This is a genomic window from Zestomonas ipomoeae (assembly GCF_057128665.1).
On the sequence record NZ_JBSKHQ010000003.1, the window covers coordinates 137,559 to 152,732 of the forward strand.

A 15,174-nucleotide genomic window follows, 5' to 3' on the forward strand; every position below is an offset into this window, starting at 1 on the left:
CTGGAACGTCGTGACCACTCGGCATTGACGCGTTCCGATAAAGCGAACGGGCCGCAGCCCGTCCCGGTCAATCTTTTACCGGCCACCTCCGGTGCCCGGTGATCAGGTGTTGCAGCGCCGGGAAGGTCCCTTCCCTCAGAGCAAGCGAAGCAAGACATTGTTCCTCAGCATAGTGCGACAGGGCCCGGCCCGGCGCCAGCATCCCGCCGCACACGACGGCAATTACCGCCCCGCATTGTGTGAATGTGCGCGCCGGAGCCGCCTCTTGGCAAGGCTCCACGCCCCACACCGCTTGCCGGTGCCGTCGGCGCCCAGAAATAAGAGAACCATGTCACACTTCAGAAAAAGCATAAGTATCTGCCGGGAACTGGCAGGCATTACCGGCGATCGGAACGACGCGCAAATGTAACAACAAGCAGCGTTATACTCGGCAGGGTATTGATCGAGGCGAATACAGGGAGGATTTATGCGGGCAGCGGAGCTCATCAGTCTACTGCATCAATATCATCCAGACATGGATGTGCCGGTTTCCTTTACCGAAGCGGCGGCCGGCGAACGACCCACCCCCGTGGTCGCCAGCTGCTACAACGGGGCCGCCACGCGCTGCTACCAGAACCTCGTCGAGTTGGCGCAGGACGGCATGCTGGTGCTGGACCCGGCGGGTCGCATCACCTACATGAACCCCTTCATGCAGCAGTTGACCGGCTATCGGCAGGAAGAGCTGTTCGGCCAGCCCTTGTCGCGACTGCTGTCGGCCGACCTGCTCGACGCCGTGCTGGCGCAGCAGCAGCCCGGTATGGGGCCGAACCGCTACCCCATGCGCATCCTGTCCAAGGACCAGCGCGTCTACTGGGTGCAGATGACGGCAACACGCATTCCCAGCAGCGACGGCCAGCATCGCGGCACCATGATGACCGTTACCGACCTGACCCATCGCCAGGTCCATGCCGACAAGATGCAGGATCAGGAAACCCTCGGTCGCAAGGTCGAACGCATCACCGAACAGCTGGACAGCCTGAAATCCCTGCGCATGAACCTGCTGGCCGAATACCAGGCCCTGGAAGCCTCTCCGCGCATCGCCGCGTCGCCCTACTGGCATCAGCAGCGCTACCTGTATCTGATCCGTCCGCAGAAAGGCGGCAAGCGGGTCCGCGAATACATCGGTGCGCAGCCGGAACGCATCAACGAAGCCATGGCGGCGGTACGCCGCGAGCAGCGCTTCCAGGAGGTCTGCCGCGAGCTGCAGCAGATCGAGGATCAGATCCGTACCTCCACCTTCAAGCTGGACAGCTTCCTCTGGGAGCTGGCGCAAGTGCCGCCCAACCTGCACAAGCTGGTGAGCTGACCCTCGGCACCCACCTCACAGTCCACAAATGACACCCGTGCATTCTTCACTGAATGCGCGGGTTTCGCGCTTCTGTCGATTAAAAATTTATCGTTTTAAATCAAATAGTTATATTCAAAAAGCGTTAATGACAACCGCCCTTTTTTGCTGCTTGTTGTGCCATTAAAGCGCTGAATAGCATGCGACTCCCCCTCGCGGTGTGACCAAAAAAGGACGAGACAATGATGGGAGTCGAAGCACATCTGGATAGTACCGAGTACTACCGGGAACTGACCCTGCGTAATGCGGGCTTTATCAGTGAAGCAGAACAACAGCGCCTGCGCGAATCAGTCATTCTGGTGGCGGGCTGTGGCTCGACCGGCGGCAGCGTGATCGAGCCGCTGGTGCGCAGCGGTGCCGAGCGGCTGATCCTCACGGACAACGGCAGCTACGACCTGAACAACGCCAATCGCCAGAACATGGTATTGACCGACGTCGGGCGGCCCAAGGTGGAGGTGTTCGCCGAGCGCATCCGCCAGATCAATCCGCATCTCGAATTGCACACCCATCCGATGGGCATCACCCCCGACAATGTCGAGGCCCTGGTAGCGGCTGCGGACGTGGTCGTCGATGCGGTGGACGTCACCGGCCGCGCCGGCCTGGAAATGAAATTCCTCCTGCATCGTGTCTGCCAGCGCCTGCGCAAGCCGGTGGTGTGCGGCTACGACATGGCCGCCGCGCAGTACATTCCGGTGTTCGACTATCGCAACGGCGACCTGCCGGTGCTGGGCAATCAACTGAGCGCCGCGCAAATCGCTACGCTCGACCCGCTGCAGGCCTGCACTTTCCTGATTCCGGACGAATGCATTCCGGTAGAGATGTACGCAGAGCTGGACCGGCACAAGGCAGGCAAGGACTACACCTCCCAGCTGTGCATTGCCGCGCACCTGTTCGGTACCCTGGCCACCGCCCTGGTGCTGGACATCGTCAACGGCCGCGAGGTGCGCAACGAGCTCTACGTGGACGTCTGGGATCTGGTACGCACGCCCGACCTATCCGAAGAACGCGCCCGCCAACTGGCGGAGGGTCGCCAGTCGGTCATCGAATGGCGCAAGCAACCGGCCGGCGAAGCCGACCTGGACTTCCTCCAGCGCTCGATCGCCCACTACCAGGTGCCCCAGTTACCCGAACTGCGCAGCTACGGCGAACAGATCATCGACGAACGCGCCGGTATCTTCAGCTTCGCCATTCCCAACCACCAGCTCGACGCCGCCATCACGCGCAAGCTGCTGCGCTTCGCCTTCGTCCACTACGCGCGGGTCGGTTTCATCAACCCGCTCACCGCCGCCCTGCACCAGCTGCATGCCGAGCCGGAAGAGCGCCTGTCCCCGGACGACGTGCACATCGTGCTGGTCGACCAACGGGACTTCTCCCTGCTCGCCTACTCCACGCTCAAGGCTCCGATCGCACGCGCCCAGCTCTTCGGCGACTCCGCGCGTCCGGCCTTCGGTGTCGAAGTGGCGTTCGGCCGCGACCTGTATGCCGACGTCGCCGAGCTGCAGCAGATTCCCGTCGAGCAGATTCGCGAAATCGGCCGGGTAACCAAGGCCATGGTTGACGATCCGGTGCTGGCGGCCAAGGCCGGCCTGTTGCTGCTATCAGCCTATCGCAAGCTGCTGACCGACCCGCAGGCCAACATCAGCGGCGCAGTCGGCGACGGCGAACGCAATGTCACCTTGCGCAATCTCGGCTTCTTCGGCTTCCAGCCGACCGTGCTACCAGCCCGGCCGGCCTGCATACCCGCCGAGCACCTGTACGCCGACCGCTACAAGGGCCGCGAGGTGCCGCCGTTCTGGCTGCTGCTGGAAAACATGGACAACGACTGGGCCGACCGCATGGAACGACTGATCGAACTGGATGGCGAGGACTTCCTCAGCCAACTGCGCAAAGCGAAAGAACAGCACACCTTGCACATAGGAGCTTGAGCATGAACACCACATGGAACGAACAGCAACTCACCATTCGCGCCCACTACAAGACAATCGGCCAGGAGCTGGTCCGTCCCAGCGCCGCCCACCGCGACCAGACCCTTGGCTTCGACCGTGAGCTGTGGCGCATGCTCGGCCAGAGCGGCCTGTTCGGCGTGCATATGCCCGTCGTCTACGGCGGCCAGGGCCATGGCGTCTGGGAGTTCGCCGCCGCGCTGGAAGGCTTCGCCGAAGGCTGCCAGGACATGGGCGTGCTGGTTTCCTTCGTGGCCCAGGTTGCCCTGGTCCAGGCCGCCCTGCTCAGCTACGGCGACCAGGCCCAGCGCCAGCGCTGGCTGCCCGACCTGATCAGTGGCGAGAAGATCGGCTGCTTCGCGATCACCGAAGCCACCTGCGGATCCGACGTGCGCTCCCTCAAACTGAGCGCCCGCCAGTCGGCCAACGGCTACCGGCTGCAGGGCCAGAAGTGGAACATCACCAACGCCCCGGTCGCCGACCTGTGCATGACCTTCGCGCGTCTGGAAGAAGCCGGCCCGCAGGCGATTACCTGCTTCATGACCGAGACCGACAAGCCGGGCATCAAGCGCTCGGCGGCCTTCGAACTGCTCGGCAACCGCGGCACGCCGATCGGCAGCATCGACTTCGATCAGGCGGAACTGGACATCGACAGCGTGATCGGCGGCGAGGGCCGTGGCCTGGAGGTGCTGTACTTCGGCTTCCTGGTGGAGCGTATCTTCACCGGCCTGCTGGTCACCGGCTGCATCCAGCCGCTGATCGACGAGTGCATCAGCTATAGCCGCGAGCGTCGCGCCTTCGGCAAGCCGATCGGCGAGAACCAGTACGTGCAGGGGCAGATCGTCGACATCTACACCCAGGTGGAGCTGCTGCGCAGCGTGCTGCTGCGCGGCCTGACGGCGCTGGAGCGCGGCCAGGACTGCTCCAAGCTCGCCTCGATCATCAAGATCCTCGCCTCCGAGTCGCTGCATGACGCCTGCCTGACCGCCATGAAGATCCACGGCAACTATGGCTACCGTCGCGACCACTACTTCGAGCGCCTGCTGCGCGATTCCATCGGTCTGTTCTTCGCCGGCGGCACCATCGAAATCCACAAACACGTGATCTGGACCAACCTGCTCGCCGAATCCCAGCAGAGCAGCAAGGAAAAGACCGAACTGCGCCTGGATGCCTATCGCAGCACCGCGCGCGAAGGAGCAGCGGCATGAGCAGTCCCAACCTGCATCTGCTGTCGCGGATGCTGCAGCGTCCCTGGCTGATGCTCGGGCTTCTGCTCGGGCTGACGCTGTTGGCGCTGGTCAGCGCCGGCGGCCTGCAGATCAATAGCACGCCCTACATGATCGATCGCCATCACCCCAGTCGGGTGGCCGATCACGACAACAAGCGCCTGTTCTCCAATACCGGGGAGCAGGCCTTCGTCGCCATCGAGAATCCGCAGGGCAACATCTTCAACGCCGACAGTCTGGAGCGGGTGGCCAGGCTGAGCCGCGCGCTGGAACGCATGGTGCTGGTGCAGCCGAGCGACGAGGTGCGCCTGCGCGGCCTGCTCGAGGAGCAGGCGGTGGCCGCCGACGTCGAGGCGATCCTCAAGGATGGCCTGCAACAGGACGACGCCCCGCTGTTCAAGCCGCTGCGCGCCAAGCTGGCGGCCAACGGTCTGCTCGGCGACGCCCAGGCAGCCTGGCTGGACAACCTGGCGCTGCGCCTGGAGCCGGTGCGCAAGGTACGCAGCCTGGTGACCCTGGAGAACATGACGCCGATCGAGGACGGCCTGGAAGTCGGCCCGCTGATGCGCACCCTGCCCAAGGACGAGGCGGGACGCCAGGCCCTGCGCGCCGAGACGCTGGCCAACCCGATGTACCTCAACGGGCTGATCTCGCCGGACGGCAGTGCCACCACCATTCAGATCGAGTTCAACATTGCCGAGGACGACTCGCCGGCCATGCTCATGGCCTACCAGGCGATCAGCGCGATCACCCAGGAAGTGGGCGGCGACGACCGCATCTACCTCAGCGGCCCGCCGATGATCGCCTCGCAGACCGCGGCCAATATGGAGCAGGACAACCAGACCCTGCTGCCGGGCGTGCTGCTGGTGATCCTGGCCGTGCTGTTCCTCAGCTTCGGACGCATCCAGGGCGTGGTCGCGCCGATGCTGATCGCGGTGCTCAGCCTGTTCTGGACCCTCGGCCTGATGGCCGCGTTCGGCGTCAAGCAGAACATCATCACTTCGATGCTGCCGGTGTTCATCATCTCCATCGCCGTATGCGATGCGATCCACTTCCTCTCCGACTTCTACCGCCACCTGCCGCCGAATCCGGATCGCCAGGCCCGCTACGAGGCGGCCATGGCCAGCCTGCGCCAGCTGTTCCGGCCGATGCTGGTCACCAGCCTGACCACCATCGTCGGCTTCCTCTCGCTGGCCTGGACCGAAGTCACCTTCATCCGCGAGTTCGGCATCTTCGTCGGCCTCGGCGTGTTCATCGCCTGGCTGATCACCATGCTGTTCCTGCCGGCCATCGTGATCCTGTGGAAGACCAAGCCGCCGCGCTTCGGCTTGCTGAAAAGCACGTTGCTCGACCGCCTGACCGCCCGCATGGGCAGCCTGGCTCGCTACGGCAAGCCGTTCGTTGCCGCCACCCTGGTGCTGATGCTGTTCTGCGGCTGGCTGATCGAGCGTGACCTGCAGGTGGACAACCAGGTGATCGGCTACTTCCAGGACGACAGCCGCATTCGCGTCGACGACGCCGCGATCAACGCCAAGTTCGGCGGCACCACGCCGATCAGCGTGATGATCGAGGGCCAGCGGGTGGATGCCTTCAAGGACCCGCAGGTGATCCGTGCGGTGGAGAAGATCCAGCAGCGCCTGCGCGAACAGAGCCTGGTCGGCTTCACCTACTCGCCGGTGGACTTCCTCAAGCGCCTGCACCAGGTGCTCAGCGACCGGCCCGACGCGGCGGCCTTCCAGCTGCCGGAAACCCTCAGCGGCGACATGCTCGCGCAGTACTTCCTGCTCTACGAGAACGCCAACGGACGCGACCTGTTCGACGTGGTCGACCGTCGTTTCCAGAACGGCCGGGTACTGGCGGTGCTGCACAGCGACCGCTCCTCGGAAGTCGGACAGGTGATGCGCGACATCCAGGCCTACGCCCAGAGCGTGCTGCCCGCCGGTATGACGGTACGGGTTTCCGGTTACGGCGAGATTCTGGTTTCCACCACCGACGAGGTGGTCTGGGGGCAGATCTACAGCCTGCTGGCCGCGACCCTGCTGATCGCCCTGATGGTCATGCTGACCTTCCGTTCGCTGCCCCTGGGCCTGCTGGCGCTGTTGCCGCTGGTGTTCACCCTCACCGGCATCTTCGCCATCATGGCGGTCAGCGGCACCGACCTGGACATCGGCACCTCGATCATCGCGGCGATTTCCTTTGGCATCGGTATCGACTACGCGATCCATACCATCGCGGCCATTCGCTCCAGCCGTGGGCGGGATAACCGCGAGGTGATACAGGATGCGCTGCGCCGCTGCGGCAAGCCGATCCTGATCAACACCCTGGCCCTGGGCCTCGGCTTCCTGGTGCTGAGCCTGTCCGGCTACCAGGCGCTGGTCAACCTCGGCTACTTCATCTCCCTGACCATGCTGCTCAGCGCCCTGTTCGCCTTGCTGGTACTGCCGACCTTCGTCTCCGGCGACCGCTCGCAGGTGCACCTGGGCGAGAAGCCCGCGGAGCCGGCCAATGCGTAGATACCTGCTCTGCCTGCTATGCCTGGCCACACCGGCCATGGCCGACGACTGGCTGGCGCTGACCCTCTATCCCGGCGGCTCGGTCTACCAGAGCAGCCACCTGGAAAAGCTGGTCGGTGCCACCCAATCGTTGTGGACCCTGCGCGACGATAAGGGCGAGACGCCGCTCAAGGCCCTCGACAGCCTGGCCAGCACCAACGCCATCGCCGTACAGGGCGACGACGTGCGCTTTCGCCGGCTGATCGAGACCCGCGAGCTGACCCCCACGGGCCTGAAGACGCTGGAAACCCTGGTCGAGCAGCATCCGCTGCTCGGCCCGCGGCTGGTGACCGGCCAGCACGATGGCACGCACTTCTGGCTGCGCCTGGCCCACCCCTACTCCGCACGGCAGCAGGAGGTCCTGCTGTCGCGCTATGCCGAGCAATTGGCCAGCGCGTTCGGCGGGCAGTGTCGGGTGGATACCCAAGCCAAGGGCGCGCTGAACGGCCTGCGCCTGACCGAATGGGAAATGCGTGCCGAGCAGGACATACCGCCGGCGGCGACCACGCTGCGCGACCTCGACCAGTTCGGCCGGTCGCTGCGCAAGGACATGACCCTGGCCTATTCGGCCGCCGATGTTCTTGCCTACCTGAAGGCCGTGCTCAATGGCGAGCAGGGTCTGCCGGCCAGTGCCGACGAAGTCGCCCAGCTCTACATGATCGCCGAGAGCCTGCGCAGCCGCGACCTGCAGGACCTGGCCCGGCCGGATTTCCAGCGCCTCAACCTGGTCGCACTGGGGCCACAGGAGCAGCCGCCGGCACCCGCGCTTGTCGGCTACCGCACCACCACCGCCGCGAGCTGGTCCGCCAGCCCGCACAGCTATCTCATCGTGGATTGTCGTTAAGGAGTTACCCATGCGAACCATTCTGTGCGCCCTGACCCTGCTGCTGGCCGGGCCGGTGCTGGCCGACACCCTCAACCCCGAGGACATCATGCGCGCCGTGCGCGACCGCGATGAAGGCGCCGACCGCCGCTCGGAAGTCACCCTGGTACAGACCATGGCCGACGGTTTCGTCCGCGAGCGCAAGCTGCTGATGTTCGAGAAGGAATACGGCAAGGAGCGCAAGTCCACCCTGTACTTCACCGCGCCCAGCGATACCGCCGGCACCGGCATCCTGATGTACAGCTATGCCGAGGCGGCCAGCCGCGAGGACGACCAGTGGCTGTACCTGCCGGCCCTGCGCAAGACCCGGCGGATCGCCACCAACTCCAAGGAAGGCCCGTTCCTCGGTACCGACTTCTCCTTCGCCGATATCGAGCGCATGCGCGTCAGCGACTACCAGTACAAGCACCTGCGCGACGACGAGCTGAATGGCCGCCCGGTCTACGTGCTGGAGGGCAACACCGCGGATGGCCTGGAGAATCCGCGCACCGGCTACAGCCGGCGGGTGGTCTACGTCGACAAGGAGCGCAACCTGATCCTGCGTGACGAGTTCTACCGCGGCGGGCGCCACATCAAGACCTTCGAGGTGCAGCAGGTCAAGCAGGTCGACGGCTACTGGACCGTGACCGAGTCGCTGATGAGCAATCTGGTGGAAGGCGGGCAGACGCGCCTGGTGCGTAGCGAGCCCGACTACAACCTCAGCCTGTCGGACAACTACTTCACCGAGCGCGCCCTGCGCAATGGGATTCGTTGATGCGTTGTCTGCTTCTTGCCTGCCTGACTGCCGCCAGCCTGCCACTGGCGGCGGCCTCCTTCAGCAATCGCGGCTACCTGGAAGACAGCTACCACCATGACGTCACCGGTGCCAGCAGCTCCGGACACCGCTGGGAGGCCCTGCTGGAAAGCCGGGTCAGCCAGGGGCAATGGAGCCTGGACAGTGTGCTGCTGGGCCGCTACCGCAGCCAGTACGACAGCGCCGACGGGCGCCAGGACGACAAACTGGCGAGCGACGAGGAGCTGCGCGAACTGTACGTGACCTGGGCCGGCGACCGCTGGCAATGGCGCCTCGGCCAGCAACAGGTGGCCTGGGGTCGTGGCGACTACTTCCGCCTGGTGGACGTGATCAACCCGCTGGATCTGCGCGAGTTCCTGCTGCCCTATCTGGAGGATTACTCCCTGGGGCGGCAGACCCGCCCGATGGCGGTCGTCGAATACTACGGCGACAGCCTGGAGCACCAGTTGGTCATCGCGCCGAAGCCCAAGACCACACGCTACGCGCCGGCCGGCAGCGATTTCGCCATGGCCGGCCTGCCGACCGGGCTGCCGAAGGACGACGAACATCGCCGCCCGGACATCGGTTGGCGCGGAAAGACCATGGCGGGGGGGACCGACCTGGACTTCTACCTGTTCGACGGCCTGAGCCCCGATCCGCTGGCCGTGGAAGAGGACGGCCAGTGGCAGGAGCAACAGCGACGGCGCAGCCTGGTAGGCACCTCCTTCGCCAGTCCCATGGGCGACTGGGTGGTGCGCGGCGACCTGGTGCATCTGTTCCATGAACCGCTGCAAACGCCCGAAGGCGCCGAAGACGTGCCCAAGACCGCCGCCCTGCTCGGCTTCGACCTGATCAAGAACGAGTGGACGCTCAACTTACAGGCAACCGTCAGCCACCGGCACGGCGCGCCTGACAGCCTCGACCACCCCACCGGCTGGGAGGCCTCGGCAGCGGTGGTCAAGGACTGGTCGAAGCAGCGCCTGAACGGTGGCCTGCTCTGGCTGTACAGCCGGCAGGGGCAAAGCAGCCACATGTACAAGGCCCACCTCGGCTACCGGCCATGGAACCAGTGGTATGTCGAGGCGGGCATGATCGGTTTCGTCGGCGGGCAGAACACCCAGTTCGGACAGTTCGACGAACGCGACCGGGTCTATCTGCAAGTGCGCCGGAATTTCGATTTCTAGCCAGGCGGGCGGCCGATAAAAACACAAGAGCCCGGACGAACCGGGCTCTTGTGTTTCGGGCAGGCGATCAGACCTGCTTGTAGATCACCGCGCCTTCGTCCTTGAAGCGCTCGGCCTGTTCGGCGAAACCAGCCTCGATGGCTTTCTGTTCGTCGGTCAGACCGTGCTCGGCGGCGTACTCGCGTACTTCCTGGGTGATCTTCATCGAGCAGAACTTCGGCCCGCACATGGAGCAGAAGTGCGCCACCTTGGCCGAGTCCTTGGGCAGGGTTTCGTCGTGGAAGGCACGCGCGGTGTCCGGGTCGAGGCCGAGGTTGAACTGGTCCTCCCAGCGGAACTCGAAGCGCGCCTTGGACAGGGCGTTGTCGCGAATCTGCGCGCCCGGATGACCTTTTGCCAAGTCCGCGGCATGCGCGGCGATCTTGTAGGTGATGATGCCGGTCTTCACGTCATCCTTGTTCGGCAGGCCCAGGTGCTCCTTGGGCGTGACGTAGCAGAGCATGGCGCAGCCGAACCAGCCGATCATGGCAGCGCCGATGCCGCTGGTGATGTGGTCGTAGCCGGGGGCGATGTCGGTGGTCAGCGGGCCGAGGGTGTAGAACGGCGCCTCGTCGCAGCATTCCAGCTGCTTGTCCATGTTCTCCTTGATCAGCTGCATCGGCACGTGGCCGGGGCCCTCGATCATGGTCTGCACGTCATGTTTCCAGGCGATCTTGGTCAGTTCGCCAAGGGTCTCCAGCTCGCCGAACTGCGCGGCGTCGTTGGCGTCGGCAATCGAACCCGGGCGCAGGCCATCGCCCAGCGAGAAGCTGACGTCGTAGGCCTTCATGATTTCGCAGATTTCCTCGAAGTGGGTGTAGAGGAAATTCTCCTTGTGGTGGGCCAGGCACCACTTGGCCATGATCGAGCCGCCACGGGAGACGATGCCGGTGACCCGCTTGGCAGTCAGCGGCACATAGCGCAGCAGCACGCCGGCGTGGATGGTGAAGTAGTCCACGCCCTGCTCGGCCTGCTCTATCAGGGTGTCGCGGAACAGTTCCCAGGTCAGGTCCTCGGCGATGCCGTTGACCTTTTCCAGCGCCTGGTAGATCGGCACGGTGCCGATCGGCACTGGCGAGTTGCGGATGATCCACTCGCGGGTCTCGTGGATGTGCTTGCCGGTGGACAGGTCCATGACCGTGTCCGAGCCCCAGCGAATGCCCCAGGTCAGCTTGGCCACTTCTTCCTCGATGGAGGAACCCAGCGCCGAGTTACCAATGTTGCCGTTGATCTTCACCAGGAAGTTGCGGCCGATGATCATCGGCTCCAGCTCGGTGTGGTTGATGTTGGCCGGAATGATCGCGCGGCCGCGGGCGATTTCCTCGCGGACGAACTCGGCGGTGATTTCCTTGGGAATCGATGCCCCGAAACTCTGCCCGGCGTGCTGCTCCTTGAGCAGGCCGGCGGCGCGGGCCTCCTGGAGCTTCATGTTCTCGCGAATGGCGACGAACTCCATCTCCGGAGTGATGATGCCCTGGCGGGCGTAGTGCATCTGGCTGACATTCTTGCCCGGCTTGGCCTTGCGCGGGTTGCGCACGTGGGCGAAACGCATCGCGGTCAATTCCGGATCGCTCAGCCGCGCCTGGCCGAACTGCGAGGAGAGCCCGGCGAGCAACTCGGTGTCGCCGCGATCCTCGATCCACTTCGAGCGCACGTCGGCCAGGCCCTTGCGCACGTCGATCTGCACATTCGGGTCGGTGTAGGGGCCGGACGTGTCGTAGACCAGCACCGGCGCATTGATCTCGCCGCCGAACGCGGTGGGGGTGACGTCCAGGCTGATCTCGCGCATCGGCACGCGGATGTCGGGGCGCGAACCCTGCACATAGACCTTCTGCGAACGCGGGAAGGGTTGTACGGACTGCTGGTCGACCTGAGCGCTTTCGCTCAGTTTCTTGTTTTGTTCTGCGGCACTCATCAAGGCACTCCAAAGGATCATGCAGGGCATGGATTGTCGGAGCTGACCTGAAGCGCACGGCACGCCGGACGGCGTGGAGAGGGACTCGCGCGGGGCGAGGACATCTTGTTCCCTACGCAGGCTTTAACCTGATCAGGTTCAACGGGATCCGGCGTCTGCCAATCTCAGCCCTCTGGTGGGCACCCCGACAAGAACCCCGCCAGTCTAATCAACCGCCACCCAGAAAACCAACCGCCGGGTCAAAAAACCCTGACCATCTCGTCGGAAAATGACGCACCTACCGCAACAGAGGCCTCACCCAGCCATTGTTGCGACACGGCAACATAGCTTGTTGCAAACTGGCCACCATCGGCCGCAAGCGCACCTTGACCCCCCGTAGCGCGCGCCTTAGCCTTGCCCATCCCCCCTCACGCTAGGATTGCTCCATGCTGCGCAGACTCTCACTGGCAATCGCCGTGGCCGCCGCTTCCAGCGCAACGGCCTGGGCAGAGGAAGCCCCGCTGTCAGCCAAGACCGATCTGGTCACCGTTTACCAGGAAGCCCTGAACAACAACGCCGATCTGGCCGCCGCTCGCGCCGATTTCCTCGCCCGCCAGGAAGTGGTGCCCCAGGCCCGTGCCGGCCTGCTGCCGAACCTCTCCGCCGGCGCCGCGATGAACCACACCCGCACCGAGCTGGACCAGCCATCGAGCAGCCTCTCGCGCAGCGGTACCGTCTATCAGGCGAACCTCAGCCAGCCGCTGTTCCGCGCCGACCGCTGGTTCCAGCTGCAAGCCGCAGAAGCCATCAGCGAGCAGGCCGCCCTGGAATTCTCGGCGATCCAGCAGAACCTGATCCTGCAGAGCGCCGAAACCTATTTCGCCGTGTTGCGTGCCCAGGACAACCTGGCCGCCACCAAGGCCGAGGAAGCCGCCTTCAAGCGCCAGCTGGACCAGGCCAACGAGCGCTTCGACGTCGGCCTTTCGGACAAGACCGACGTGTTGCAGGCCCAGGCCGGCTACGACGCCGCACGCGCCGCACGCATCGTGGCCCAGCGCCAGGTCGACGACGCCTTCCAGGCACTGATCACCCTGACTCACCGCGAACACAACTCGCTCGAAGGCATTCGCCACACCCTGCCGGTGCTGGTGCCGACGCCGAACGACGCCACCGCCTGGGTGGATACCGCAGCCAAGCAGAACCTCAATCTGCAGGCCAGTGACTACGCGGTGGAAGCAGCCGAGGAAACCCTGCGCCAGCGCAAGTCCGGCCATGCGCCAACCCTCGATGCGGTGGCCAGCTACCAGAAGGGCGACAACGACAGCCTCGGCTTCACCAACAGCGGCTCGCCGCTGAGCCCGCGCTACGGCAGCGATGTCGAGCAAAGCACCATCGGCCTGCAACTGAGCATCCCGCTGTACAGCGGCGGCGCCACCAGCTCGCAGGTGCGCGAGTCGTATCAGCGCCTGAACCAGGCCGAACAGCAGCGCGAAAGCCTGCGGCGCCAGGTCGTGCAGAACACCCGCAACCTGCACCGCGCGGTGAACACCGATGTCGAGCAGGTACAGGCGCGTCGGCAGTCGATCATTTCCAGCCAGAGTGCGCTGGAAGCCACCGAGATCGGTTACCAGGTCGGCACCCGCAACATCGTCGACGTGCTCGATGCCCAGCGCCTGCTGTACAGCTCGGTGCGCGACTACAACAACGCCCGCTACGACTACATCCTCAACAACCTGCGCCTGAAGCAGGCCGCCGGCACCCTGAGCCCGGCCGACCTGGAAGACCTGGCGCGCTTCCTCAAGCAGGACTACAACCCGGACCAGGACTTCCTGCCGTCCGACCTCGCCACGCCGGATGCCAAGCGCCCGGTGGGGCTGGACGTGCAGCCCGCCCCGCAGAGCGAGCGCACCCGCTTCTGAACCCAGCGAGCAATGAAAAAGCCCGGCCTTGTGCCGGGCTTTTCTTTTGCTGGAAGAGCTAGTGCAGCTGTCGCTGCAAGCCGTCCAGCAATCGCGCCAAGGCGCCCTGGTTGTCCCGCAGCACACCCAGGCCAGCGTCGCGCATGCCATGGGCGGCATCGCTGTCGGTCCAAAGTCGTTCGACAGCCGCCGCCAGCTCCTGCGCATTCGCCACTTCCTGCAAGGCACCCGCCTCGCGCAACTGCGCAGCGATCTCCAGGAAGTTGAACAGGTGTGGCCCGCTCAGCACCGGCTTGCCCAGTGCCGCCGGCTCCAGCAGGTTGTGCCCGCCGTTGGGTACCAGGCTGCCGCCGACGAAGGCGCTGTCGGCCAGGGCATAGAGAAACAGCAGCTCGCCCATGGTATCGCCGAGCAACACCTGGGTCTGCGCCGTGATCGGCTCGTCGGCGGAGCGGCGGGCACAAACGAAGCCCTGCCTGCGACACAGCTCGAATACCGCGCCGAAGCGCTCCGGGTGTCGCGGCACCAAAATCAGCAAGGCATTCGGCCGTTGCTCTAGCAGGCTGCGATGAGCGGCGAGCACGATCTCGTCTTCACCGGCATGAGTGCTGGCAGCGATCCAGACCGGACGCGCCTCGGCCTGCCACTGTCGACGCAGCTCGGCCGCGCGGGCGGGCAGCGCCGGATCGATGCTCAAGTCGAACTTGATCGAACCGGTGACCGTGACGCGCTCGGGGTGGGCGCCCAGAACGCGGAAGCGCTCGGCCTCGGCCTCGGTCTGCACCGCCAGCCAGCTCAGCTCGCCAAACAGCGGCGCGGTGAGCCTGGCGAAACGCGCATAGCCTCGGGCCGAGCGTGCGGAAAGGCGAGCATTGGCCAACACCACGGGAATGCCGCGGCGGGCGCATTCGTGCACATGATTGGGCCAGAGTTCGGTCTCCATGATCACCGCCAGCCGCGGACGCAGGCGGGACAGGAAGCGTGCCGCCGCCCACGGCAGGTCATAAGGCAGGTAGCAATGCTGCACGCTGTCGCCGAACAGCGCGCGAATGCGCTCGGAGCCGGTCGGAGTCATGCAGGTGACGGTGACCGGCAACTGCGGATAGCGCTGCTGCAGGGCGCGGATCATCGGCGCGGCGGCGATGCTCTCGCCCACCGACACAGCGTGCACCCAGATGCCGCCGGGTTGCAGGTGCGGCAGACCGAAGGCGAAGCGCTCGCAAATGCGCCGCGCGTAGGCCGGCGCCCGCCAGGCGCGCCAGGCCAGGCGCAGGGCGATCAGCGGCAGGAGAACATGGAATAGCAGGCTATAGAGGTGGCGATTCATGGGCGCGCAGCTTAGCGCCGGAAGCGGCAAGCGGGAAGCAGCTCCGGCCGC

Annotated in this window: 10 protein-coding genes and 1 riboswitch; of the genes, 8 read left to right on the forward strand and 2 right to left on the reverse strand. The window is 65.1% G+C overall.

What is annotated here, in order from left to right:
• Positions 1-466: 466 nt before the first annotated feature.
• From ACWKV7_RS06325 to ACWKV7_RS06355, 7 genes are all read left to right on the forward strand, one after another.
• Entirely contained in the window at positions 467-1,345 is an 879-nt protein-coding gene (locus ACWKV7_RS06325; RefSeq protein ID WP_483856805.1) for a PAS domain S-box protein, read from the forward strand.
• 221 nt (positions 1,346-1,566) lie between these two features.
• A complete protein-coding gene (locus tag ACWKV7_RS06330) occupies positions 1,567-3,309 on the forward strand; it encodes a HesA/MoeB/ThiF family protein (protein ID WP_483856806.1) in 1,743 nt (580 codons plus the stop codon).
• Positions 3,310-3,311: 2 nt separating this feature from the next.
• Positions 3,312-4,535, forward strand: coding sequence for an acyl-CoA dehydrogenase family protein (locus ACWKV7_RS06335; RefSeq protein WP_483856807.1), 1,224 nt, complete (start codon positions 3,312-3,314; stop codon positions 4,533-4,535).
• A complete protein-coding gene (locus ACWKV7_RS06340) occupies positions 4,532-7,066 on the forward strand; it encodes an efflux RND transporter permease subunit (RefSeq protein WP_483856808.1) in 2,535 nt (844 codons plus the stop codon). Before ACWKV7_RS06335 ends, ACWKV7_RS06340 begins: the two co-directional genes overlap by 4 nt.
• Complete coding sequence (locus tag ACWKV7_RS06345) at positions 7,059-7,949, forward strand: hypothetical protein (protein WP_483856809.1); 891 nt, start codon at positions 7,059-7,061, stop codon at positions 7,947-7,949. The genes ACWKV7_RS06340 and ACWKV7_RS06345 overlap by 8 nt, the downstream gene beginning before the upstream one ends.
• Before the next feature lie 10 nt (positions 7,950-7,959).
• Positions 7,960-8,742 carry an outer membrane lipoprotein-sorting protein gene (locus ACWKV7_RS06350; RefSeq protein WP_483856810.1) on the forward strand — a complete coding sequence of 261 codons (783 nt, stop codon included), beginning with the start codon at positions 7,960-7,962 and terminating at the stop codon, positions 8,740-8,742.
• The gene (locus ACWKV7_RS06355; protein ID WP_483856811.1) at positions 8,742-9,944 is read left to right on the forward strand and encodes a DUF1302 family protein; all 1,203 of its coding nucleotides are present in this window, start codon (positions 8,742-8,744) and stop codon (positions 9,942-9,944) included. The genes ACWKV7_RS06350 and ACWKV7_RS06355 overlap by 1 nt, the downstream gene beginning before the upstream one ends.
• Before the next feature lie 67 nt (positions 9,945-10,011).
• Here the strand turns inward: ACWKV7_RS06355 and thiC are convergent, their stop codons facing one another.
• Positions 10,012-11,898: a phosphomethylpyrimidine synthase ThiC gene (gene thiC / locus ACWKV7_RS06360; protein ID WP_483856812.1), complete on the reverse strand. Its 1,887-nt coding sequence runs from the start codon at positions 11,896-11,898 to the stop codon at positions 10,012-10,014.
• Positions 11,899-11,990: 92 nt separating this feature from the next.
• Positions 11,991-12,095, reverse strand: a riboswitch (TPP riboswitch).
• A 228-nt stretch (positions 12,096-12,323) separates the two neighbouring features.
• Between thiC and ACWKV7_RS06365 the strand changes: the two genes are divergently transcribed.
• On the forward strand, positions 12,324-13,796 hold the full coding sequence (locus tag ACWKV7_RS06365) for a TolC family outer membrane protein (protein ID WP_483856813.1): 1,473 nt from the start codon (positions 12,324-12,326) through the stop codon (positions 13,794-13,796).
• A 58-nt stretch (positions 13,797-13,854) separates the two neighbouring features.
• Here the strand turns inward: ACWKV7_RS06365 and waaA are convergent, their stop codons facing one another.
• Complete coding sequence (gene waaA, locus ACWKV7_RS06370; protein WP_483856814.1) at positions 13,855-15,123, reverse strand: lipid IV(A) 3-deoxy-D-manno-octulosonic acid transferase; 1,269 nt, start codon at positions 15,121-15,123, stop codon at positions 13,855-13,857.
• Positions 15,124-15,174 lie beyond the last annotated feature (51 nt).